The organism is Adhaeribacter sp., assembly GCF_057359045.1.
Map to the genome: position 1 here is coordinate 1 of NZ_JBMQUD010000027.1, position 24,883 is coordinate 24,883.

Here is a 24,883-nt window from a genome sequence, read left to right on the forward strand (position 1 = left end):
CGAATGGAAAATTGTCCGATGGTGTAACTGGCAACACGTCTGATTTTGGTTCAGAAGAGTCCAGGTTCGAAACCTGGTCGGACAACTTAAATAATTAACAATGTGCGATTTCTGCGGTGTACACCGGGTTATAGCGCATTGTTAATTTTGTTAATAGGCCTTTTGAAATGTGGGCAAAGAATAAATTTATGTTAGGCTTTTGTTATTTCTCCAACGCACACGCTGCTTTCATATACTAAAACAAAATGCCTCAAGTTAAAATTTTTTCCGGAACGCAATCCCGGTACCTTGCCGAAAAAATTGCCGCAGCTTATGGCACTACCCTCGGCGATGTTTCTATTCAACGCTTCAGCGACGGCGAAATCTCGGCCAGTTACAATGAGTCGGTTCGAGGTTGCGAAGTTTTCCTGATTCAATCTACTTTTCCGCCTGCCGAAAATTTAATGGAGTTAATGCTCCTGGTAGATGCCGCCAAACGTGCTTCGGCGCATAAAGTTTGCGTGGTGGTGCCTTACTACGGTTATGCCCGCCAGGATCGCAAAGACAAACCACGGGTAGCAATTGGCTCTAAAGTAGTAGCCAACGCCATACAGAGTGTAGGCGCCGACCGGCTAATGACCTGCGATTTACACGCCGGCCAGATTCAGGGCTTTTTTGATATTCCGGTAGATCACTTAGATGGTTCGGCCATATTTGTGCCTTATATCAAAAGCCTGAACCTCGATAAACTATTGTTTGCTTCGCCGGATGTGGGCGGCGTGGTAAGAACCCGTGCGTTTGCTTCTAAATTTGGTGCTGAAATGGTGGTTTGCGATAAGCAAAGAGCCCGGGCCAACGAAATAGCTTCTATGCAGGTTATCGGCGATGTAGAGGGCCAGGATATTGTAATGGTTGACGACATTGTAGATACCGCCGGAACCATTTGCAAAGCGGCCGAAATTTTAAAAGACCGCGGAGCCCGCAGTGTAAGAGCCGTAATTACGCACCCTATTTTATCGGGTCCGGCCTACGATAGAATAGAAAACTCGCAACTGGAAGAACTGGTAGTTTCGGATACTATTCCGTTACGGCACCAATCTTCTAAAATAAAAGTGTTGTCGTTTTCGCAATTATTTGCCCGGGCCATCAGTAATGTGGTTACCCACGAGTCTATCAGCTCGCTGTTTTTATAGCCATAAGCTTTTAGCGCAGAAGCGCCTGGAAATATTTAGAGTAAGAATAAAAGAGTACAAATAAAAATAAATAAAACAGCTAAAAGCTAATGGCTATTAGCTAAACACTTAAAACAAATAATAATGAAAAGTTTAGAGATTATAGGGTTTAAAAGAGCAAATCTCGGTAAATCAGAAGCCAAAAGGCTTCGCGAAGAATCGTATGTACCATGTGTATTGTACGGTAGCGGTGAGCAGGTACATTTCCAGGTTCCCATGATCATGTTCCGCGACTTAGTTTATTCTCCGGAGGTTGCTACCGTAGAATTAAATATAGAAGGTAGTATTTACAAAGCCATTTTACAAGATGTGCAGTTTCATCCAGTAAACGAAATGTTGGTGCACGCCGACTTCCTGGAACTGCGCGACGACAAAGAAGTTAAAATGGAAGTTCCGGTTCGGTTTGTTGGTGTATCGCCAGGCGTATTATCTGGTGGTAAACTGGTAGCTAAACTGCGTAAACTTAAAGTTAAAGCTTTACCGGCCAATCTACCCGATTTTATTGATGTAGATATTTCGGATTTAGAGTTAGGCCGTTCGGTAAAAGTAGGCAAAATCAAAGCCGAAAATTATACCATCTTAACCAATGCTTCGGCGCCGGTTGCTACTGTAACTATTCCACGGGCACTGAAACAGCAACAAAACGAAAAATAATTTTAAAATATCTTTTAGGTTTAAATCCTGCCCTACCATTGCGTGGGGCAGGATTTTTATTTGGCGGCAACCGCTTCTTACATTATTCTTTTAATTTTGCGCAAATAATAAAAACCTTTTGCCCAATATAATCACAAAACTGGCTGGTACTTTGGGCTGGGGCCGTAAGCCCCAACCAACCGGTACTGTAAAAAATCTACCTCCCGACATGAAATATCTTTTAGTAGGCTTAGGCAATATTGGTCCGGAATACGCCGACAGCCGTCATAATATTGGGTTTATGGTGCTGGATTATTTAGCCCGGGAAAACCAAGGAAATTTTGAGCTAAGCCGCCATGCCTTTGTAACCGAAATAAAGCATAAAGGCAAAAGTTATACGCTGGTAAAACCAACTACCTACATGAATTTAAGCGGCAAAGCGGTAGCGCATTACCTTACATCGCTTAAAATTCCGGTTGCCAATATGTTGGTGATTACCGATGATTTGGCTTTGCCTTTTGGTAAGCTCCGGATGCGGGCAAAAGGCTCTGCGGGTGGGCACAATGGCTTAAAACACATTGAAGAAACGTTGGGCCACAACGAATACGCCCGCCTGCGCTTTGGTGTAGGCGATAATTATCCTAAAGGCCGCCAGGTAGATTACGTGCTAAGCCCCTTTTTTAAAGAAGAAACCGAACAGTTACCCGCATTAATTCAAACGGCTGCCGACATGAGTTTATCTTTTGGAGCGATTGGCCTGGAGCGGACCATGAATTTCTTTAATAAATAAAATTAATATTTAGGTCCTGTTTACGTTTTTAATGCGAATAAATTTACTCTTTTTTATTTGCCCGGTCCTGGGCCAAGGCATCCCAAACATCGGGCGGCACGGCTTCTAAATGGTTAAACTCGCCGGCACCATACAGCCATTCGCCACCATCCATGGTTATTATTTCGCCGTTTACAAACGCGGCATAGTCTGAGATTAAGTACGCAGCAAGGTTGGTTAGTTCGTGGTGCTCGCCAAAACGTTTAAGCGGAATACGATTTAACGGGTCTATTTCTTTGGCTATAGTTGGCGGGAATAAGCGGCTCATGGCACCTTCGGTCGGAAATGGCCCGGGGGCAATGGCATTAGACCGGATGCCGTACTTTGCCCACTCCACGGCAAGTGAACGGGTTAAGGCCAGTACTCCTGCTTTGGCACAAGCCGACGGCACCACATACCCCGACCCGGTAGACGCGTAAGTAGTAACTATATTTAATATTACGGCGGGTTGTTTTTGACTTATCCAGTGTTTGCCCAAAGCCAGAGTACAATTATAACTGCCTTTTAAAACAATATCGGTTACCACATCAAAAGCTTTGTGGCTCAGGCGCTCGGTGGGGCTGACAAAATTGCCGGCGGCATTATTTACCAGCACATCTACTTTCCCCCACTTTTGCAGTACTGCTTGCAACATATTTTCTACCTCAGCATACAATCTTACATCACAGGCCAAGGGTAGCACCTCCCCTTTGGTTTGTGCATGCAGTTCGCTGGCCGTGGCTTCTAAAACAGGCAACTTGCGGCTACAAATAACCACGCGGGCTCCTAAAAGTAAAAAACTAGTAGCCATAGACTTACCCAATCCAGTTCCGCCCCCAGTAACTAATATTACTTTATCTTTTAACGTATCGGCTGGTAGCATTAATTTTTCCATAGGCTACTAAAATTGTTAAGATTAAAATGTCAATTGTGTAGTATGCGAGATGTGAGCGCCAATAAACCTGCTGCGAATCTTAATGGCGGAATTTTTCAGTTAACATAAGGCTTTTTCCAGCACTGGACAATAAGTTTAATAGGCAAACACAAATCTTGAAATATATTTTTATAATATTTTGAATCATAGATACTTATTATATTTAGTATAAAGAAAATTAAATAAATTGAAACGTATGTCGGGAATATAATATCTAAAAGCAAAAAGATGTTCTCTAAAAATATAGTTGTAAAAAGCACAACTTTAAGTTATCTCGAACAAAACCCCGGCGGCATACATACCATCTTTTTTTTTCACGGCAACGCCAATTCGGCCCGTTTGTGGCACAACCAATTACAGGATGATCAGCTCACAGCTTACCGTCTTATTGCATTTGATTTACCAGGCCATGGTCATGCTTCTGATACTTACCCCCAATCTGACTATAATGTGGTAGCAATGGCATGCCTTATGGCCGAGGCAGTTAACACCCTGAAGCAGAATAAAGAATTTTTACTGGTTGGTTTATCGTTGGGTAGCAATATAGTGGCAGAAATGTTAAATTTTGACATTTCGCCGCGCGGCGTGGTATTGGTTTGCCCTAGTTTGGTAGGGTCGGGTATTACGCCAGCTCATACTATCAGCGACCCGCTCACAGCTGAGGTATTATTTTCAGAAAATGCCCCGCTTAAGTTAGTAAAGCGTTATTTAGCCAAAGCCTCCCTGTCGAGAAACAAACTGGATAAAATGCTTTTGCTTGAAGATTACCATAAGGTTAAATCAGGCTTTAGAACTGCACTAAGTAATAGCATTAAGCAGGGTATATATTCAGACGAAGTGGCGTTTATAAAAAAGCAGCCGGCACCTATTTTGGTTATGCTGGGTAAACAAGATGAAATTATTACCCAAACCTTGGTAGAGAAGATGGAATTGCCTTTGTGGAACAAAAAAATTTACATAATTGACGCTGCCAGCCACCTGGCTAACCTGGACCAGCCGCTGGCATTTAACGCCACTTTAAAACTTTTTTTGCAAGATGTTTTTAAATTAAACGGTGTTTGATAGCGTATTTGAATAATCCTAACGAATTCTTTGTATTGGTTTTCATTAATAAATTTCGGCGGTGATTGTCTACCGTAAATTTGCTTATATTTAGCTTTTGGGCAATTTCATCACTATCCAATTCTTCACAAACCCATTTTAAAATCTCGGTTTCGCGCCGTGTAAGTAAAGAATCTTCTTCCGTTGCAAAGTAAATATTGCTATAAGCGGGCTCTGCTAAATTGCCCATTGCTGCTGTAGTATCTAAAGGCTGAATCGTGTGAAATATTTTAGAATCGTTCCGGTATTGGGTAATATCATAAAGGCAACCATAAGCCACTAAAGGCATTTTACTTTCGGCCGATTTTAAAAATATAGATTGTTGTACAACGTTTTTATAAGACCCTTGTTTATTTTTTATCCGGTAATTACAGCTAAACAAAAAGCTTGTATGCCTGTGCACAGGTTGGTCTTTTAAAAACCGTAGGTTACTTACCATTACTTTTTCACTATAAACCTTTAAATCTGCTTTGTGCATTACACTCAAAGCAAAATCTACACCGCCATCTAAGAAATAAGACAGCGGCCGCTCAGTAATATTGCTTACTTTGCCTGTAGCATACAAATATTTTTGCTGGGTATAATCCAGAATATATGTTGCCGGTAATACATTATTAACAAATAATTGTTGGTTAAAAACATGGCTGGGCTTACTACCATGTTTTATAAATTCGGAGAGTTCCCCTACCTCGTATTGCTTTATCTTTTGCAGAAATTCTGGATAAGAACTAGGCAGCTTCATATTTATGCTTTAAATACCTGAAAATTAGTCATCAATGACTATAGGACCCTTAATGGTTTGCCTTTAAATTGCTTAAAATAATCCAGTAAATCAATAAAATTTTAAATCTAATCCCTTGTATTTACGCTTTTAAATTTAATAAATCGGGAAAAGCCATAACAATCTTATGCAAAGTTTACTAATCTGCTGCAATGTTGGTAAGCTTTAAGTGTAATGCAACAAACCCGGCTATTATATCAAGTTTAATTATTTAATTATCAGCACTATGTTTATATTATTTATTCTGGTTTTAATTGGAGCCGGTGTCTTAATAATTGTTTCTTACAATGCTTTACAGGTTTTAGCGCAAGAGGTGTACGAAAAAAACTCGAACGTGCAAATTGCCATTAGTAAAAAGTTGTCGCTCATTAATCAACTGATAGATGTGGTAAAAAGTTACCAGGAAGGCGAACAATTGGTTCATTTAAAGATTTCGCAGGATAACACCGCCTCTAACCTTATGAGTTCCTATCATCAGTCGGGTTCGGTGTTGGCTTCTATGCAAAGCATGGCCGAACGTTTTCCGAACCTGAAAGCTAACGAACAATACCACCAGTTAGTAGTTAGTATTCAGAAGTGCGAGCATGATATACAACTCAGTCGCGAAAATTATAATCATTGGGTAAAAATATATAATACCAAGCGCCTGCACATACCTACTATTTTTGTGGCCCGCTTAATGAATTTTAGCCCGGCCCCTTACCTAGAGTTTGATTTATCCGGCACAAATGACGTTACCAACCTAAAAGAATTTAAAACGGATGATGGTGAACGTTTACAGCAGTTATTTTCAAAAGCGGGTAATCAAATTGCTGGAGCAACCCTTACTTTAGCTACCCACGCCAGCCAGGCTGGTAAATTAATTGCCGGAAAAATAAAAGATAAACCCGCCGATATGTACTTCTACATGGTACCTGGCGGAGTTCCCAAAGGACCACATCCGCCTGGGCTAATCTTAGACCTTCTAAATCAAGGCTTGTTAACCGAGGTTGTTTTGGTATCAGCGGCCGGCGCAGAAGAATGGAAAAATATTACTACCCTAAAAGATGCTTACGAAATCCGTGAAAATGTTACCTGACCACTGAAAATAGCTTCAAAACTCCTGGCAGCTTATTATATCATCTTAAATAGCGGGTAAGGTATAAACTTTAGTATGAAGCTATGTTATAGCTGCTTAAAAGCCTTTCAATTGCTGATTACCTGTAAAATAAATCTAAAAACAACCCATTATTAAATTACTCTTTTATGATTCGAATTTTACTACTGTCGTTATTAGTGTTATTTACATTACCGGCGATTTATGGACAAACCACCGGTAAACTTACCTCTTCGGCTACCAAAAAAGTAGTGCCAGCCAGTAATCATGTAAAAGCTGAGGTTCTGGTAAATAAAAATATTCTGGACTTACACGCAGCAGGATTAGATAAAGAAGTGATTGTTTCCAAAATTGTTAGTTCTGCCAGTAAATTTGATGTTTCTACTACTGCTTTAATTGACTTAAAAAAGTCGGGATTAGATGCGGATATTATTAAAGCCATGATTGATAAAACCAACGGCTCGCTTACACGCTCGGGTAATAAAGGGGCAGGTAACACCAATACTTCTTGGGGAAATGTAGCTGTTAGTTTAGTTAACCACCCTTATTACTTTAACGCAACAAAAAATAACACCAAAGCCTTAGAAAAAGTGATTGCCACTACCAAAACCAAATCCAAGGGTTTCGGATACGGAGGTACCGATATTTCTTATGAAATACCGGGCGAGAAATCGGAATTACGACTTGCCAGCAATGATTCAATAGCTTTTTTAATTAATACCGGCAGCGCGGCGCCCGAATTTATACTGTACAAACTTAAGAGCGAAAATAAAACCCGCAATGCGGTAAGTATGCAAATTAAAACTTTTGGTGGCATGAAATCTGCCGATAATGTAATTGCCTGCAACGTTACCCAAGTAAGTAATGGTTTATTTAAAATTACCCCTTCTAAAAAACTAATTCCCGGCGAATATTTTTTTACCGGCAAACCTGTAGCCTCTGCCACTACCCTCGATGCTTATGCTTTTGGCATAGATTAGCCGTTTAACTATTCTCGTATTACTTGTTCATCATTACTATTAAAAGCTGATTAGCATCTCTAATCAGCTTTTTCTCTTTAAACCTGTTTAGCATTACTCATAAAAAGAGTCAAAGGGCCATGATAGGTGCTATCATCGCCTAATATTTAATTATTTTGTTTGCTTTACAACTAAAACACCCTGCCAAGGGGCGCTGTTTATTCTATTTCTAAAATACCAAACTAGTTCTTTATTAATGTTTATAGTAGTAGTAACTCTAAATTAGCTTACCTGCCTCATCTAAATTATATCGTCCTAAGTGGCTCGCCAGAAAGGTGTAAGCAATTTTAGATTAAGCTTTAAAATTGCTAGATTATTTTAAATAAATATTAGGAAGAAGCATCAATATAATCATCTGTTATCTTTAAATTATAACAGTAAACAACAAGTTAAATCTAAAGTCTTGGGCAATTCAGCCAAATTATTAAAAAGTTAAATTTAGAAGAGAAATGAATAAATATTGCTCAGAATATTTATATTTAAACCTGATACTTCTAAATAATTGTTAGCCTGTAAATTCTATTTCATTCATGCACAACAACACCAGTTCGTCGCGGCGTAATTTTTTAAAACTAACCGGTATCGCTTCATTGGGATTTATGGGCTTAGAAACTTTTGCTAATAACCCCTTACTAGCACTGGATAATCTTGCCAAAAGCAACAATGTAGGGTATGGGCCCTTACTCCCCGATCCGAAAGGTATTTTAAACCTGCCTAAAGGCTTTTCTTATAAAATAATATCTAAAAAAGGCAATACCATGAACGATGGGCTGTACGTACCGGGTGCGCCCGATGGTATGGCGGCTTTCGCGGGCCCTAAAGGTAAAACCATTTTGGTACGCAACCACGAATTAACGTCTATGCCGGGGAGCGGTGCCTTTGGGGCACAAAACGAGTTATTGAGCAAAATACCTAAAGATAAACTCTATGACTTTGGCAAAGGGCAGATGCCACAATTAGGCGGTACTACCAACTTGGTTTACGACCCTGCCACCGGCAAAGTAGAAAAAGAATTTTTGAGCTTGGTAGGTACTACCCGGAACTGTGCCGGCGGTCTTACGCCTTGGAATACCTGGATAACGTGCGAGGAATCAGTGTTAAAACCCGACAGTGAAAACCATTGTGAAAAAGAACACGGCTATAATTTTGAAGTACCTGCCACCGATAAAGTTAGTCTTACCAAAGCCGTACCCATTAAAGCCATGGGCCGGATGAACCATGAAGCCGTTTCGGTAGATCCGCGCACCGGTATTGTGTACATGACCGAAGATATGTCGGATAGTTTAATTTACCGCTTTATACCCAATAAAAACGGCAAACTCCTGAAAGGTGGTAAACTGCAGGCTTTGGTTATCCGGGAACATAAAAGCCAGGATACCCGCAACTGGGAGAAGCTCACGACCCCGGCCTTTCCGGTACGCCACCCGTTTGATACCGAATGGATAGATATTAAAAACGTAGAATCGCCTGAAAACGACTTACGCTTACAAGGCTACGACAAGGGCGCGGCTCGCTTTGCCCGCGGCGAAGGAATGTGGTTTGGCCACAACGAAGTGTATTTTGCCTGTACCAACGGCGGCAAGCTTATGTTTGGCCAAGTATTCCGGTACACTCCCAGCCCGTACGAAGGTTTTCCTGAAGAAAAAAAGCACCCGGGTAAATTAGAGCTTTTTGTAGAACCCAACGATTCTAAAATTGCCAATGCCTGCGACAACATGACCGTATCGGCTTGGGGTGATTTAATTCTTTGCGAAGACAATCCGACTCCTTTTGTAGTGGGTATTACGCCCAAAGGAGAATTTTACAAACTGGCGCAGAACGTAGGTTTTAAAAGCGAATTTGCCGGCGGCGTATTTTCAGTAACCGGCGAAACCTATTTTGTAAACCTGCAAGGTGCTGGCTTAACCTTGGCCATTACAGGGCCGTGGCGCAAACCCGTATAATTAAATTAATCTTGGTTTAAATATTCAGCCAGGGTAGCTTATTAAATAAAAAATCAGGTTGGCCGTTAACCGTATGTTTTAAATCAGGCGGGTTAAGCTAGCTGAATAAAAGTAAGTTGTTTACTTATCAGTCGGGAAACAATATCATAACACATCTTTTTATGTTTACTATTGGCTTATAGATCTATTTAAACTTATTACTATCCAGTTGCTTATGCTTTATGAATAAAATATTAGCCTTAAAAAAGTACCTGCTGCTTTTGTTACTGGTGCCATTGTTTTCTTTAAAAGAAAACCGATCGTTAAAAATACTAGCGGCAGAGAAAAAGCCTAATATTTTATTTTGTATTGCCGATGATGCCTCTTTCCAGCACATGAGTGCGTATGGACTTAGTCCTTGGGTAAAAACCCCTAATTTCGACCGGGTAGCCAAAGCCGGTTTGTTGTTTAAAAATGCGTATACGCCCAACGCCAAATGTGCACCTTCGCGGGCGATGATTTTAACCGGCCGTAACTTATGGCAGCTAGAAGAAGCTGGTAACCACGTTCCTTATTTTCCCGAAAAATTCACGTCGGTATTTGAAGCTTTGGCGCTAAATGGGTACCAGGTGGGGTTTACCGGTAAAGGCTGGGCACCGGGCGTAGCTAAAGCAGCCAACGGCCAGGACCGGCAACTTACCGGACCAGCTTACAACGAGCTTAAAATGCCGGCGCCAACAGCCGCTGCCTCGCCGGTTAATTATACGGCCAACTTAGCAGCATTTCTAGCTAAAAAACCCCGGGATAAACCTTTTTGTTTTTGGTACGGCGGCCACGAACCGCACCGGGCATACGAGTACGGTTCGGGGGTAGCCAAAGGTCGGAAAAAACTCACCGATATACAGAAAGTACCGGCTTTTTGGCCCGACAACGAAGTAGTACGTAACGACATGCTCGATTACGCATACGAAGTAGAATATTTCGATAAACACCTGGGGCTGATGTTAGACTTACTCGAAAAACGCGGCGAGTTGGCTAATACCATTATTGTGGTAACTTCAGATAATGGCATGCCGTTCCCCCGGGTAAAAGGCCACGTATACGAATTTGCAAACCACTTACCCCTGGCCATTATGTGGCCGAACGGTATTAAAAATCCGGGCCGGCAAATTCAGGATTTTGTAAGTTTTATTGATTATGCGCCCACTTTACTAGAAGCAGCAGGTATTACACTCGCTAAGGGCAAAATGCAACCCATCCAGGGAAAATCGCTGTTACCCATATTTAAATCGGACCGGAATGGTTTAGTAGATGCCACTCGCGACCATGTACTACTGGGCCGGGAGCGTAACGATGTGGGACGCCCTAATGATGTGGGTTACCCGGTGCGCGCTATTGTAAAAGGAAATTTTATTTACAGCCGCAATTACGAACCGGAGCGTTGGCCAACCGGCAATCCCGAAACCGGCTACCTCGATACTGATGGCAGCCCCACCAAAACCGATATTTTAAATGCCAAACGCAAAGGCTTAGATTCTAAAAATTGGGGTTTAGCTTTTGGTAAGCGGCCCGCCGAAGAACTTTACCAGCTAGATACTGATCCGGAGGCCATGACTAACCTGGCCACCAACCCGGCTTATGCCACTGTTAAAAAAGCTTTACAAAGCCAAATGGAAAAAGAACTAAAAGCCCAAGGCGATCCGCGGCTAAATGGCCAGGGCCACTTGTTTGACCAATATCCCTATGCCGAAGAAAAAGTACGTAACTTTTACGAACGCTTTACCCGCGGCGAAAAAGTAAAAGCAGGCTGGGTAAATGAAACAGATTTCGAGAAAAATACGGTTAAGTAAAGGTGTAAGAGATTAAAATTAATTTCCTTTAAAGGTATTCTTTTTTCTTATTTCCTGATCAAGTTTTTCATATTCAACAGCACTCGTTAATTTCTGCAATGACTTTAAAGTTATTGAATGTTGACTTCGTGTGTAATTATTCAGCTCTTCAGTTGCTAAAACATAAAATTCCCAATGGTTCAAATTTAATGGATCAACTGTATGTTTGTTTTCATGATAAAGTAGACAGAAAACATATACATCCGCAGTTCTCTTTGCAATTGAGCTACGCTTGTCGATTTCCCAATCCCAAGGTTTAGAAAGCTTTATACTAAATAATATTTTTGAAAGCTGATTTTGCTCCCAGGATTGCAAATATGCTGCTGATTTAACTTCAATTTTTATTCCGTCCGAAGTTTCAAGATCAAATGCACCCCATTCATCTCTTATTCGTTTAATATCAATATATGTAGCTGTTGCCACAATAAATTCAGCAAAACGCCCCCTAGTTGCATTACTTAATAGGTCAGAGACACTCCAACCCCAAAAGTCTTTTAATGAAAAGGCCAAAGTCTTATCATTATACACAAGCTTTTCTTTGCCAGTTTTTAATGTTACCTGGACTTTACCTAAAGTAGCCATAATGTTTTCATAGTAATTTTTTATTAATTATGGTTACTAACTATTGCAACACTGCGGCGCTGGTGGGGCAAGTAATCTGGTAAACCGGGGTTTCTTCGTAACGCGAGGCTACAATTATTTCGGTACCACTGGCCTGTTCTAAAAATAACTGCTTCACTAATTGCGGGTCGTTATTATTCTTTGATAAATGCGACAATAAAACGTGGCTCATATAATCTGGTTTAAAGGTAGTAAATATGGCCAATGCTTGTTTATTCGATAAATGCCCTTTCCCGCCTTTAATCCGGTTTTTCAGGTAATACGGATAGTAGCCGTTATCCAATAAATCTTCGTCGTAATTGGCTTCCAGAAAAGCGGCGTGGCAAGTTTCAAAATGCCGGATAACGTGGTTGCAGGGGCTCCCAATATCGGTAAAAACGCCAACATTCAGCTCCTGATAGCTAATAATAAAACTATGGGGATCGGCGGCATCGTGATGTTTTGGGAAGCCGGTTACCGTTAAATTGCCCACGGTAATGGGTTCATAGGCTTGGAAGGGAATAATTTTTACCCCTGCCCAGGCATGCCGGATATTGCCCCGGGTATCAGGGGTAATATATACCGGTAACCGGTATTTTTTTGCCAGCACCGGAATGCCATTAATATGATCGGAGTGCTCGTGCGACACAAAAATAGCTTTTACTTTTTGCATAGAAAGGCCCAGCCGCAGCATGCGTCTTTCGGTTTCGCGGCACGAAATACCGGCATCTACCAACACGGCTTCTTTATCGTTGCCAATGTAGTAACAATTGCCGTTGCTGCCCGAGTTTAAAGAGGTAATATATAAAGACATGTTTTTACTAAATCAAATTGCCAGTCTTGCTATCCGGAGTTCGGCAGAAGACTAAAATAATGCTACAGTAGCTCCATCGCTCCCCATCAACCACTACGCTGCAGAATCCTAAAATTAGCGTAAAGCCACCCAACACTTCCAACCGAAAAAAATAGGTTAACTTTAAACCAAAAGTTTTCGAAGCAGTTTAGTACAAATATAATTAATTCAGCGCAAAATATATGGATGATAACAAATCACAAACCGGACAATATGAATTAGCCACTTTTGCCGGGGGATGTTTTTGGTGTATGGTAAAACCTTTTGATAAATGGCCAGGCGTTATAAAAGTAATTTCGGGATATACGGGCGGCGATTTACCCAACCCTACTTACCAGCAAGTTTGTTCCGATACAACCGGGCATTACGAGGCCGTGCAAATCACCTATGATCCGCAGGTAATTTCTTATGAAGAGATATTGGAAGTATTTTGGCAGCAAATAGACCCAACCGATGCCGGTGGTCAGTTCGCAGACCGGGGTTCTTCGTACCAAACAGCTATTTTTTACCATTCCGAAGCCCAAAAAGATGCCGCAGAAAATTCGAAAAAGGCACTTGCCGCCAGCGGACACTTTACCGGTCCAATTGTAACACCTATTTTACCGGCCAAACCTTTTTACCCCGCCGAAGAATACCACCAGGATTATTACAAAAAGAATCCTTCGCATTACCAGCGGTATAGCATTGGGTCGGGCCGGGCTGGTTTTCTGGCTCGCCATTGGCAGCAAAATTAATTTGGTTTATAACCTGCCGGTAGTAGGTTTTAAGAATTATTAAGATTATTTATACCAGTTACTAGAGGCAGTAATATTTAAAAACCGGTGTATATTTATTTGCCGGTTTTTAAATGTTAAACCTGCCGAGACCTGATTTTATACGCTTTCTTTACCGGCTAAGGCGTGTAATTTAGGTAAATCCATGGCGTGCAAACCCGGAATTATTAAATCAGCTTCTTGTAATACATCGGCAGAGCCAATGCCTACTACTTTCATGCGGCCGGCTTTAGCGGCCGCCACACCGGCCTCGGCATCTTCAAACACCACACACGCTTCGGGCGGAACGCCCAGTAACTCGGCTCCTTTTAAAAAGACGGCCGGATCTGGTTTTGATTCCGTGACTACGTTTCCATCTACTACGGCGTCAAACAAAGGCGCTATGCCAATTTTTTGGAGAATTGTACCCGAATTTTTACTCGCTGAGCCCAAAGCTATTTTTAACCCGGCTGCTTTCACGGCGTGCAAAAAAGATTCTGCCCCCGGCAATAAATCTGCTGGTTGCATGTGGTTAATTAACGCTATGTACCACTGGTTTTTCTGCGCGGCTAATATTTCTTTTTCGGCATCGGTTTTAGAAACTTTACCCCAATCCAGAATCAGTTCCAAAGAGCGCATCCGACTTAAACCCTTTAGTTTTTCGTTTTGAGTTTCTGTAAAATCAAAACCCAGGGTATTGGCCAAGCGTCGCCAAGCCTGAAAATGGTAAACCGCTGTATCGACTAACACGCCATCTAAATCGAAAAGGCAAGCTTTTATTCCGGACATATATTAAGGTTTACAAAAGTATTTAGTGGTGTAAGCACTGGCTTTTGCCCGGGCAAATACTGGCTTTAAATATATACAAACAATATTTAGCCCGGTGGCCTTTTCGCGCCACGGCCAAATTACTTAAATTCCAGAATATTTAGTTAATTATTAGGCTACAAAGCATATTGGTAAGCTCGTATTTAGTGGGGATGATGGGGCTTACGCTACTAAGAATAATATCTCCGAGCCAAAGAGTCAAAAGAATATTTAAAATTAAATAATACCATCAGGGTACCAATTTTCCAGGTAATCTACCATTTCTTTTTCGGCGGGTACCAGGTGCTTATTTTCTTCAGTAACAGGGTATGCGTATTTTTCGGCGTTATATTTTTTGATGGGTGTAGCGTACCGGGATATTATATTGTCGTTTGCCGCAATCTGCAGGCTATTACCGGGTACGGCTAAGGCTTTTTTAGGATAGCCCAATGCTTTATCTACTACGTTACAAAAAGATTCAGCCTCCTCTTTCAGGTTAAAAATTATATATCTGATCATAACAATCCAATCAAGTTGAGATAGCTTCTACGGCAAATACTTAGCTAAGTAAAAATAATTTAACTTTATTTTAATGTTTATACTATTTTCTTAAATAATTCATAAGTATTTACCCGGCAACTTAGCACTTGTATCAGCATGGCTTAGACTTTTAATTTATCTACCCAAACCTACCTTAATATTGTTCGCGCTTTTAATCAATTAAGAGCATATACTTTTCATACATACCCTCATAACAATAATTGCGCCAGCTGGTTAATCTTAATAGTTTAGTTAAATAATTACTATTACAAATTAAATATTTTGTTTAAATAAAGGGATGAAATAAAAGATCAATACAACATTTAAATTGCTAATAATCAATATTTTACATTTAAATACAACAGAACTAATGCGGTTGCATTACTGTTCTATAAGGGTATGCATAAATTCAATCCGTCTACAATATTTTATACTCCCGATGCGCTGAACCAGCGGGGCCGGGAGGCATTTAACACCTACCCTACTGCGCAAAAAACTGAAATAAAACAACACAACCGTTTACCAGCATTGCTGCAAAATCATTTTCAGGTAAAGTCGGAGGTGTTGGTTTTAGGCCGCCTTAAAACGTTGATTTGTAAAGAAAGCGGCCGGAGTTCTGATTTTATCGCTCCCAGTTTGGCTAATGGCTGTTTGGGCGCCTGCGCCTACTGCTACGTAGACCGCAACAAAGCGGTAAACCCTATAACTTTATTTACCAATACCGAAGAAATATTAAACGCCGTTGACAAGCACGTAAATGCACAAGTGTGGCCCAAGGTACCAAACCAAACGCATCCGCTTTATTACACCTATGATATTGGCTGTAATTCAGATATTTCGGTAGATGCATCTATTTCGGATAATGTAAAAACAGCGGTCGGTTTTTACCGCCGGCACCCCAAGGCTTTTGCCACTTTTGCTACCAAGTTTGTAAATCCCGATCTGCTCACTTACGATCCGCAGGGCAAAGTACGCATCCGGTTTAGTTTGTTGCCCGGCAAAGTAAGTAAATTGGTAGATGTACGTACCGATTCGGTAGAGAAACGGATTGCCGCTATAAACGATTTTTACCAAGCTGGCTACGAAGTGCACGTTAATTTTTCGCCGGTTATTTTCTATGAAGGCTGGCTTACCGATTATCAGGAACTTTTCGAAACCTTAAACACTACCGTACACCCAGCCGTTAAGGCGCAAATGAGTTGCGAAGTAATATTCCTGACACATAACCGCTGGCAGCATGAGGCCAACTTAAGTATTAACCCCAAAGCCGAGGATCTAATCTGGACACCAGCTACCCAGGAAACAAAGCAAAGCCAATTTGGCGGCATAAACGTGCGGTACCAATACCAACTTAAAGCTCAACTGATAGAACAATTTAAGCAATTGCAAAATGAAATAATACCGTGGTGTAAAATCCGGTATATATTTTAGCGCAGAAATATTATCCGAAGCCCCAACTCTTAGAAGCTGGGGCTTCGGGTAAAATATTAAATTAACTACCTGTTTGAGGAAAGCTTTACTTTTAATCCCAATTTTCGGATCGGCAAATACCTAATTGTAATCCGCGCAACTCGGCCAAACCGCGCATCCGGCCAATACAAGAATACCCCGGATTGGTAACTTTGTGCAGGTCGTCCATCATCTGGTGCCCGTGGTCGGGCCGGAAAGGAATGGGCTCTGCCATTTGCTGCTGAACCGTTAAAATTTCTTTCATAACGGCGTACATATCTACATCGCCGCCCAAATGATCATCTTCATAAAAATTGCCGTGTTCGTCTTTTGTAACGTTACGCAAATGCACAAAATGAATTTTGTCTCCCACCATGCGGGCCATTTCGGGCAGGTTGTTTTGCGGATGTGCGCCCAAAGAGCCGGTACAAAAACAAATTCCGTTACTGGCATTGGGCACCGCCGCTAAAATATACGCCAAGTCCTCAGCGGTACTTACAATCCGGGGTAAACCCAAAATATTAAACGGCGGGTCGTCGGGGTGAATAGCCAGTTTTATACCTACTTCATCGGCTACCGGCGCAATTTCTTGTAAGAAATATTTTAAATTTTCACGCAGCGCCTGGCGGTCAATATTTTGGTACCAGGCCAGTTTTTCCCGCATTTGTTCTAAGGTTTGCTTTTTCTCACCGGGAATGCCAAACATTACAATATTTATTAAATATTCTAGTTGTTCCGGCGAATATTGCTGGTACCTTTTTTCTGCTTCCCGGATTATGGTTTCGCTATAATCTTGGTGGGCATTTTTTCTTTGCAGAATATGAATATCAAAAACTGCTAAATCGAACCAGTTAAAATAAAGCGCTTTGGAACCATCGGGCATTATTTTGTCTAAATCGGTGCGGGTCCAATCGTTTACCGGCATAAAGTTGTAGGTAACAATTTTAATACCGCAGGCAGCGATATTCCGCAAAGATTGTTTATACAAATCAATATAATGTTGGTAGTTGTGGGTCCGGGTTTTTATCGATTCGTGAATGGTAACGCTTTCTACCACGTCCCAGGTTAAGCCGTAAGCAGCTAGTTCGGCTTGCCGCTTTTTTATTTCATCAATTGGCCAAACTTCGCCGTGCGGTATGTGGTGCAAGGCCGTTACAATGCCCTGGGCACCAGTCTGTTTAATATCTTGCAGTGTTACCGGGTCTTGCGGACCAAACCAACGCCAGGTTTCTCGTAGTTTCATGTAAAATATTTATTTAAGCTACTTAGCAATATTTAAAATTTCAAAAAAATGAAAAGCGGCCACTTGTACAAATATTCAGCCCTGTAGGACAAGGAATATTTTTGATTGCAGCTTGACCAGCTAATTTCTTTACCAGCTATAAAAAACTATTAAGCTATAAAAATAAATAAGCCTGCCAGACCGGCAAGCTTGATAAAGAAGAAGATTGGGTACTTAGTATTAGCACCCAATCTTTTCGCTTAGTATTTATTGGTTAATTATAGCCAGGGTTTTGGTAAGCAGCTCTGTCTGCTACGGTTAACTCCATAGATTCGAGCTGGCCCTGCGGAATCGGGCGTAAATAGTGTTCGGGTTTAATGGTACGGGTTACGGTTACTGGGGTATGATCGCCGTAGTTGTTGCCGCCAATTTGGTAAGTTGAGGCAAGTTCACCCCATTTTTGCGTACGTACCAAATCGAACCAGCGGTAACCTTCGCCATAATATTCCCGCGAACGTTCGGCCAAAATATAATTAATGTCTATAGTGGCCGGCGTAGCCGCAATCATGGCTGCACTGTTATCTACCACTTTGGCCGTATTACCGTTATTATTCCAACGCCACTTACCAGCACGTGCCCGGATTACGTTAATTAAATCTCTGGCGTTTTTACCGGGCTGCGTAGCGGCCCCTTTTACCGCAGCTTCGGCAGCAATAAAGTAGAACTCCGAAAACTTGGCAATGTTAAAGGGGCGCGTGCTGGCGGCATTTGGTTGTCCTAATCCGCTGCCATTGTCGGTGCGGTAGGTACCCAGTTTCCAAAGCTTCGGATAGACAATCCGGCTAATGCCACGCGGCGATATAACAAAATCGGCTCTACCGGGTAACTCGCCGGCGCCAATATTGTTTCTACCGGCCCCGGTTGGGTACGTAATGGGCGTAGAGGGTTCTTCGTTCAGGAACGTTAAAATTGGCTCGCCGGGTCTTACCTGCAAATTATTAGCATTATACACCACTTGGGCATTGGTACCCCCTTTTGGCCAGTTGCCCCGGTAAACGGTGGTAAAAGTGCCGTCGTACCGGGAATCATTTGTTTTATCGGCAAAGGTATTGGTAATTACGCCAATGGTTGGGGCCATGCGGGTCCAAGGACGCCCTAAATCTTGTGATGCCTCCCGCTGCACAGAACTTATAGCCGTAGTCCAGTTGGGATCAGTAGCGCTTCTGATGTTGGTATAGTTCCAGGTCATCATCCAGCCAGCAAAGTTATCGGGTGCACCGCCATTGCTAAAAGTAAGGCTGGCCCCATTATAAAATTCGCTGGATTCGGTGTGATCGGCGTATAGCATAATTTCCTTGTTGCGGTCGTTGGAGCCCACATTTACATCGTAAAAGGTGGGCTGTAAACTAAAAGGTCCCGGACTGTCAATACCGGCCGTAGCCATATCGTATGCCTGCTGAAAATACCACTGGGCATTATGCCCGTTTGGGTCGGTGCGGGGCGTTGCCGGATAAGTAGGAATATTATTCGGGTTTTCCAACCACCAGCCGTAGGTTAAGTAGGCTTTTGCCAGGTAAAGACGGGCCAGCGTTTTGGTGGCGCCACCGGTTACCCGCGCGTTTACCGGCAAATCATTGATTGCCGTGAGTAAATCCGGGAAAATGGCTTTGGTATACACCTCAGGCACCGTATTACGAACAGAGATTCTTACTGGGTTGGTGTTAAACTTTAATTCACCGGCACCTAAATCCAAAGGCACTCCACCAAATGTTTGCACCAACTGAAAGTAGTCGAACGCCCGGAAGAACCTGGCTTCGGCAATAAGTGCGGGCGAAATGGTGCCTACTACAGCCGCATTTTCTATTATGCCGCTAGCCGTGTTAATGTTGGGAAAAGCAGCTCCCCACAATACATCGGCCCGGCTATTGACAGCAGTTATCACGCCTTGGTTGGAAAGATCCATCACCCGGAAGTTTTCGTCCGCATCCCGGGCATAAGTTACTTCATCGGTACCGGTGAGGGTAGCGTTGTAGTAGTAAGCTTGTCCGTAAATATAGCGCAGGTGCGCGTACATCGATGTTAATCCGCCGTAAACACCTTTCTCCGTCCGGAAAAAGCCAGGTTCATAATTACTGCGGGGCTGTTCTTCTAAAATATCAGCGCACCCCACCAGGAACATCGTTAGCACGGCTGTTCCAATAAAAGATTTTATATTAATGCGTTTCATTATCAGCTCTTATTAAAATGTTAAGTTAACCCCAACCAGGTAGTTGCGCGTAGCGGGCGCATTCGTGCCTAAAGTCAGCAACCGGCGCTGGTAAGCCGTGGTTACAGCCGCATTTTCGTCGCCTAACGAGTTGGTTTCGGGGTCCATGCCTGATTCTTTGTGGTACGGCGAGAACATTACAAATGGGTTCTGGGCGGTAACATAAAGCCGCAGATTGTTAATACCCGTGCTTTGCAACCAGTTGTTTTTTAAATTATAACCAAGAGATATGGTGCGAATCTTCAAGTACGAGGCATCAAAGTAACCTAGGGTACTGCCATACTTTGGATTGTCGCCGCTGGTAACACCACCAGGTTTCGGATAGTTAGCGCCGGTGTTCTCCGGAGTCCAGTAGTCTACCTTTACATTGCCCCGGCGTCCGCTCAGCATATTCAGATAGCCCGACGAGGAGTAAAGTGTACTGATAAGGATACCACCGCTTTGAAAGGCGCCAACTGTGCTCAAATCAAATCCTTTATATGCTACCCGGGTATTAAAACCGCCCTGAAAATCAGGATTAACATTCATGATTTGCCGGTCCTGAGGGCCAATAGCCCGGGTGGGCGTACCATCGGCATTAAATTCGCCGGTATATTTCACTTTTATCATTCCCACATTTCCGCCTGGCTCCAGAATACCCCGATGTTGATCTTCCTCTTGCCAGAGGCCTATTTTCTCGTAATCGAAAATTACATTTATCGGATGCCCTACAAACCACCAGTTAGATTCATCCCGCTGTTGTCCGGAGGCAAGCGCTACCAGCTTGTTGCGGTTGCCGTACATATTTAGGCCGGCTTCCCAGGTCCAGCCATTGAGGTTGTCCAGAATAACCCCATTCAGCGAAAGCTCTAAACCTTTGTTTTGGGTTTTGCCAATATTGGCTACGTAGCTACCCACACCCGAAGTTGGTGGCAAACCAACTCGCAGCAAAATATCGTTGGTATTCGTTACATAATATTCTAAAGTACCCGACAAGCGATTATTCAGGAGGGCAAAGTCCAGACCATAGTTCCAGGTTTCAGAGAACTCCCAGCCTAAATTAGGATTAGGCAATTCTGTAACGTATAATCCGGTTTGGTAATTGGTTGGGCCAAAATTGTACGGCCGGGTGCTTAAACGACCAAGGGTAGCGTAGGGATCGATAGACTGGTTGGAAGTTTGGCCATAACCTGCCCGTAGTTTAAGCATGTTTACCAGCTTCATATTACCCATAAAAGATTCTCTACCAATGTTCCAGCCCACCGATACGGCCGGGTAAGTATGCCATTTATGTCCTTCGGCCAGCCTGGAAGAACCATCAGAACGTACCGTAGCGGTAAGCATATAGCGGTCGTCGTAAGAGTACATTACGCGCCCCATCCACGACATCAAGCCACTTTTCCAATATTGTTGCTCGCCAGGATTAATCGTTATTTCACCGGCAGCCTGTCCCAGATTGTAAAACTGGAAAGCATCGGCCGGAATATCTCTGGCCGCAATGCGCGAACGGTTGTAGGTGTTTTCAGAGGCAGAATACAAGCCCACTATATTCACCATGTGCTTCTCGGCAAAGGTGCGGTCATAAGTCAGCAGGTTTTCAATGGTCCAATCGGTTGTTTGGGCATTACTGATGGAAGCCGTGGAAGGCGTAGTAGCCGTGGCACTGTTTATACCCTCTGCGGTGTATGCGCCCCCGTGGCTCTGGCGATAATTCAGGCCCAGGTTAGCCCGATACTTTAAGCCCTCTACGCCGGGTATTTTTACTTCGCCGTACAAGGTATTATAGGTTCCAAATGCCCTGGTTTCGCTTAACCATTTGTCGCTTAAATTATTTACAATATCTCTGGAATAAACCCATTGTTCATCTAACGGCATTTTAATGGTTCTTTTCCAGGTGCCATCGGCATTATACGGGTTGGCAAGCGGCGACATACTTAAAATACCGTACAAACCTACATTAGAACCTTCGGTAATATTATAGTTATTATAGGTAGTAAAGCCAAAACGGAAAAACTTACCTACCCCCTGGTCCAGACCACCCCGCATAGAATAGCGCTTGTATTGCTGCGTTGGCACTACACCCTTCTCATTGTAGTATCCGGCGCTGAAATTGTAACTGCCTTGTTCGGTGCCTCCCGAAATGCCTAAGTCCTGGTTAGTTACCATTCCTTGTCGGTAAAATAAATCCTGCCAGTCGGTATTAACCTCATCCGATTCATCTAAGGCGTTATTGTACTGACCGGCTGCCTTCCGAAGGGCCGCAAATTCTTGGCCGTTCATCATGGGGTATTTGGCAAAAACATCTTTTAAGCCGTAAAAACTATTAACACTTACTTGCGCTTTTTGCCCGGATTTACCTTTGTTGGTAGTTACCAATATTACACCATTGGCGCCGCGCGAGCCGTAAATGGCCGTGGCCGAGGCATCTTTCAAAATATCAATACTCTTAATATCGTTGGGGTTGATGTCGCCGATAGAGCCGGCAAAAGGAATACCGTCCAGCACCACCAATGGGTCGTTACTGGCATTTAAGGAGCGTACCCCACGAATCCGGATTTGCATGGCTGCCCCCGGCTGGGAAGATGATTGCGAAAACTCCACACCGGGCAAACGCCCCTGCAATGCCTGCGAAATATTCGCCGATGGTACTTCGCGCATTACATCGCCTTTTATAGAAGCCACAGAACCCGTTACGGCTTCTTCCCGCTGGGTACCATAACCAACCACTACTACTTCCTCTAAAGCCTTGGCATCGGGGCTTAAGTTTACATTTAAAGTAGTTTGGGTGCCTACCGACACTTCCTTGGCCGTGTAACCAATAAAGCTAAATACCAACACTGCATTATTTTCGGGAACCGCAAGGGCAAACTTACCATCAGCATCAGTAGCCGTACCATTTGTTGTTCCTTTTATTACAATACTTACTCCGGGCAAAGGGCCGCCATTAATCTCTGATACTTGCCCGGTAACTTGCCGGGTTTGGGCTTGTGCTGCCGACCAGGCACATGTTACTAGTAAAAGAAACATGGTGGCCGCTACCGTAAATTTCATCTGCCTGAACCGACTGGCAGGAGAGAAATAATCGGGTACGTCTGGTAAAATTATTTGCTTCATAAATTAAACGTAATTTGTTTGGAATGGGTGAAGAACTATTGTGGTTGAATGGGTTAGGTTTAATTACTTACTTTACAAGTTTGGTATAAGGTTAAATTCAAAAACTTAAAAACAGAAACCATCATTTTAAACGCCAGTTACGCAAACAGAGAAACTAGTACAAGACTTCTAAGCCGCTTAAGGCAAGCCCCTTTTAACTAAAAAGTTTTAAAACAGCTATAAAAAGCATGACTTGCTGCGATAAATATCAAAATAAAAAATATAATTACAACCGATTGCAATAATATTTTTTATAAGTTTTTGTATTATTTATCTATTTATCTGTTTAATTATAAATATTTCAAAGCATTAAACTTTTTAGTTAAAAATATTTAAATAACATTTTCAACTAAACTTCAACGGATTGTACTAACATTTAGAACTATTTATAAAGCTGTTTATAAAGCATACTGCAGCGGCCCAGTAAATTATTAACAAGCTCTTTTTGCCTGAAACACATATCTTTAATAGTGAAAACAGTTAAAAAAGATAGTACAAAGTGTCTGGTTAAAGAATTGTGATGAATATTTGTATAAAGCAGAATAAAAAAGCAGCACAACTATAAAATATTCATTTATCAGGCCATAGGTTTAAAGCATCACTCAAATAAATCAGAGAATATTTCTACGATTACTTAATTAAATTCTTTAAATAATTTTTAAATTGCAACCGATTACATTATTATTGTTAGTACAGTTGTAACTCTCCCGTAGCTTATTAAGCAGCATGAAATAAAATGGAATATATAGGTACAGGCACAAAAGAGATAACTATTTACGATATAGCTCGGGCTTTAAATATCTCGCCGGCTACCGTAAGCCGGGGACTTAACGACCATCCGGCAGTTAACAAAGAAACTAAAAAGAAAATTTTTTTGATGGCCAAAGACTTGGGCTATCGTTCGAATACATTTGCGAGCAACCTGCGTCGCCAGCGCACCCATACCATTGGTGTTATTGTACCACGCCTGAACAGTCATTTTATGTCGTCGGTTATTGCGGGTATGGAGAAAGTAGCGAACGAAGCCGGGTATAATTTAATTATAAGCCAGTCTTTAGAAACCGCCAAAAAAGAAGAAGCCAATGCTTTAACTATGTTTAACAGCCGGGTAGACGGCTTACTCGTTTCGTTGGCTTACGATACCGAAAATATTGATCACTTTAAAGATTTCCTGGCCAAAGGAATTCCGGTTATATTCTTTGACCGGGTTTTTGAGCACAAGCAATGCTTAGGTTTGATTATAGATAACACCAAAGCGGGTTACGATGCGACTACCCACCTGCTGGAACAAGGTTGCCGCCACTTGGTGCACATAACCGGCAGCCTGAAACGCAATGTGTACGCCGACCGCCTAAAAGGATTTAAGTACGCCTTGCTGGATAAAAATTTACCATTCAATGAAGAGCAGGTAATACAGACCAACTTAAGTACCAAAGCCGGTTTGGCTGCGGCCGAGCAAATATTAAAAATGAAACCCTTACCGGATGGAATTTTTGTAGCTAACGATGCTTGCGCCGTTAGCCTGATGCAGGGACTAAAACAAGCCGGCATTGCTATACCGCAGGATATGGCCGTGGTAGGTTTTAACAACGACCCCGTATCCAGAGTAATAGAACCCAACCTGACTACCGTAGATTACCCTGGCTACGAAATGGGCGAAACCGCAGCCCAGAACTTAATTAATCATTTAAACGGCAACAATAATATTAATTCAACCAACACCATTATCCTACGGTCAGAACTGGTGATCCGGGAATCTTCAATACGGCGCTCGCAGTCAGCACTTAAATAGTATCCGCGCAATTGATTTTAGATAAAAGACATCCAGCATAATAAATAATATATGCTTGGCTACCACCGCAAATAAA

Annotated in this window: 20 protein-coding genes and 1 tRNA gene; 12 read left to right on the forward strand and 9 right to left on the reverse strand. The window is 42.3% G+C overall.

What is annotated here, in order from left to right:
- Positions 1-12 precede the first annotated feature (12 nt).
- The 4 genes from ACO1R6_RS04800 (at position 13) to pth (ending at position 2,634) form a co-directional block, all read left to right on the forward strand.
- Positions 13-85: transfer RNA gene (locus ACO1R6_RS04800), tRNA-Gln, on the forward strand.
- A 160-nt stretch (positions 86-245) separates the two neighbouring features.
- Complete coding sequence (locus ACO1R6_RS04805) at positions 246-1,172, forward strand: ribose-phosphate pyrophosphokinase (protein WP_486262647.1); 927 nt, start codon at positions 246-248, stop codon at positions 1,170-1,172.
- Positions 1,173-1,295: 123 nt separating this feature from the next.
- Positions 1,296-1,865, forward strand: a complete 570-nt coding sequence (locus ACO1R6_RS04810) for a 50S ribosomal protein L25/general stress protein Ctc (protein WP_486262649.1) — start codon at positions 1,296-1,298, stop codon at positions 1,863-1,865.
- 208 nt (positions 1,866-2,073) lie between these two features.
- Complete coding sequence (gene pth, locus ACO1R6_RS04815) at positions 2,074-2,634, forward strand: aminoacyl-tRNA hydrolase (protein ID WP_486262693.1); 561 nt, start codon at positions 2,074-2,076, stop codon at positions 2,632-2,634.
- 43 nt (positions 2,635-2,677) lie between these two features.
- Here pth and ACO1R6_RS04820 read toward each other — a convergent pair whose 3' ends face one another.
- The gene (locus ACO1R6_RS04820) at positions 2,678-3,547 is read right to left on the reverse strand and encodes an SDR family oxidoreductase (RefSeq protein ID WP_486262651.1); all 870 of its coding nucleotides are present in this window, start codon (positions 3,545-3,547) and stop codon (positions 2,678-2,680) included.
- Between the two features lie 267 nt (positions 3,548-3,814).
- Here ACO1R6_RS04820 and ACO1R6_RS04825 point away from each other — a divergent pair, with 267 nt between their 5' ends.
- Positions 3,815-4,648, forward strand: a complete 834-nt coding sequence (locus ACO1R6_RS04825; protein WP_486262653.1) for an alpha/beta fold hydrolase — start codon at positions 3,815-3,817, stop codon at positions 4,646-4,648.
- Here the strand turns inward: ACO1R6_RS04825 and ACO1R6_RS04830 are convergent.
- Positions 4,629-5,429 (reverse strand): response regulator transcription factor, encoded by an 801-nt coding sequence (locus tag ACO1R6_RS04830; protein WP_486262656.1) that lies wholly within the window; start codon positions 5,427-5,429, stop codon positions 4,629-4,631. The two genes, ACO1R6_RS04825 and ACO1R6_RS04830, sit on opposite strands and share 20 nt — an antisense overlap.
- A 265-nt stretch (positions 5,430-5,694) precedes the next feature.
- Here ACO1R6_RS04830 and ACO1R6_RS04835 point away from each other — a divergent pair, with 265 nt between their 5' ends.
- The 4 genes from ACO1R6_RS04835 (at position 5,695) to ACO1R6_RS04850 (ending at position 11,355) form a co-directional block, all read left to right on the forward strand.
- Entirely contained in the window at positions 5,695-6,546 is an 852-nt protein-coding gene (locus ACO1R6_RS04835) for a LemA family protein (protein ID WP_486262657.1), read from the forward strand.
- Positions 6,547-6,713: 167 nt separating this feature from the next.
- Entirely contained in the window at positions 6,714-7,544 is an 831-nt protein-coding gene (locus tag ACO1R6_RS04840; protein WP_486262658.1) for a hypothetical protein, read from the forward strand.
- 569 nt (positions 7,545-8,113) lie between these two features.
- On the forward strand, positions 8,114-9,526 hold the full coding sequence (locus ACO1R6_RS04845; RefSeq protein WP_486262659.1) for an alkaline phosphatase PhoX: 1,413 nt from the start codon (positions 8,114-8,116) through the stop codon (positions 9,524-9,526).
- A gap of 221 nt (positions 9,527-9,747) precedes the next feature.
- Entirely contained in the window at positions 9,748-11,355 is a 1,608-nt protein-coding gene (locus ACO1R6_RS04850) for a sulfatase family protein (RefSeq protein WP_486262661.1), read from the forward strand.
- Between the two features lie 18 nt (positions 11,356-11,373).
- Here ACO1R6_RS04850 and ACO1R6_RS04855 read toward each other — a convergent pair whose 3' ends face one another.
- Positions 11,374-11,976: a hypothetical protein gene (locus ACO1R6_RS04855; RefSeq protein ID WP_486262664.1), complete on the reverse strand. Its 603-nt coding sequence runs from the start codon at positions 11,974-11,976 to the stop codon at positions 11,374-11,376.
- A gap of 40 nt (positions 11,977-12,016) precedes the next feature.
- Positions 12,017-12,808, reverse strand: a complete 792-nt coding sequence (locus ACO1R6_RS04860; protein WP_486262666.1) for an MBL fold metallo-hydrolase — start codon at positions 12,806-12,808, stop codon at positions 12,017-12,019.
- Between the two features lie 221 nt (positions 12,809-13,029).
- Between ACO1R6_RS04860 and msrA the strand changes: the two genes are divergently transcribed.
- A complete protein-coding gene (gene msrA, locus ACO1R6_RS04865) occupies positions 13,030-13,581 on the forward strand; it encodes a peptide-methionine (S)-S-oxide reductase MsrA (protein WP_486262668.1) in 552 nt (183 codons plus the stop codon).
- Positions 13,582-13,719: 138 nt separating this feature from the next.
- Here msrA and pgmB read toward each other — a convergent pair whose 3' ends face one another.
- On the reverse strand, positions 13,720-14,388 hold the full coding sequence (gene pgmB, locus ACO1R6_RS04870; protein WP_486262670.1) for a beta-phosphoglucomutase: 669 nt from the start codon (positions 14,386-14,388) through the stop codon (positions 13,720-13,722).
- 255 nt (positions 14,389-14,643) lie between these two features.
- A complete protein-coding gene (locus ACO1R6_RS04875) occupies positions 14,644-14,925 on the reverse strand; it encodes a hypothetical protein (RefSeq protein WP_486262672.1) in 282 nt (93 codons plus the stop codon).
- 420 nt (positions 14,926-15,345) lie between these two features.
- On the opposite strand from ACO1R6_RS04875, the gene ACO1R6_RS04880 reads away from it, so the two are divergent.
- Positions 15,346-16,377 (forward strand): spore photoproduct lyase family protein, encoded by a 1,032-nt coding sequence (locus ACO1R6_RS04880; protein WP_486262674.1) that lies wholly within the window; start codon positions 15,346-15,348, stop codon positions 16,375-16,377.
- Between the two features lie 91 nt (positions 16,378-16,468).
- On the opposite strand, the gene uxuA is transcribed toward ACO1R6_RS04880, so the two are convergent.
- The 3 genes from uxuA to ACO1R6_RS04895 all read right to left on the reverse strand — a co-directional run bounded on the left by uxuA (position 16,469) and on the right by ACO1R6_RS04895 (position 22,976).
- Complete coding sequence (uxuA, locus tag ACO1R6_RS04885; protein ID WP_486262676.1) at positions 16,469-17,638, reverse strand: mannonate dehydratase; 1,170 nt, start codon at positions 17,636-17,638, stop codon at positions 16,469-16,471.
- A gap of 253 nt (positions 17,639-17,891) precedes the next feature.
- Positions 17,892-19,844, reverse strand: a complete 1,953-nt coding sequence (locus ACO1R6_RS04890; protein WP_486262678.1) for a RagB/SusD family nutrient uptake outer membrane protein — start codon at positions 19,842-19,844, stop codon at positions 17,892-17,894.
- Between the two features lie 12 nt (positions 19,845-19,856).
- Complete coding sequence (locus ACO1R6_RS04895; RefSeq protein WP_486262680.1) at positions 19,857-22,976, reverse strand: SusC/RagA family TonB-linked outer membrane protein; 3,120 nt, start codon at positions 22,974-22,976, stop codon at positions 19,857-19,859.
- Between the two features lie 775 nt (positions 22,977-23,751).
- Between ACO1R6_RS04895 and ACO1R6_RS04900 the strand changes: the two genes are divergently transcribed.
- Positions 23,752-24,807: a LacI family DNA-binding transcriptional regulator gene (locus ACO1R6_RS04900; RefSeq protein ID WP_486262681.1), complete on the forward strand. Its 1,056-nt coding sequence runs from the start codon at positions 23,752-23,754 to the stop codon at positions 24,805-24,807.
- The last annotated feature ends 76 nt before the right edge of the window (positions 24,808-24,883 follow it).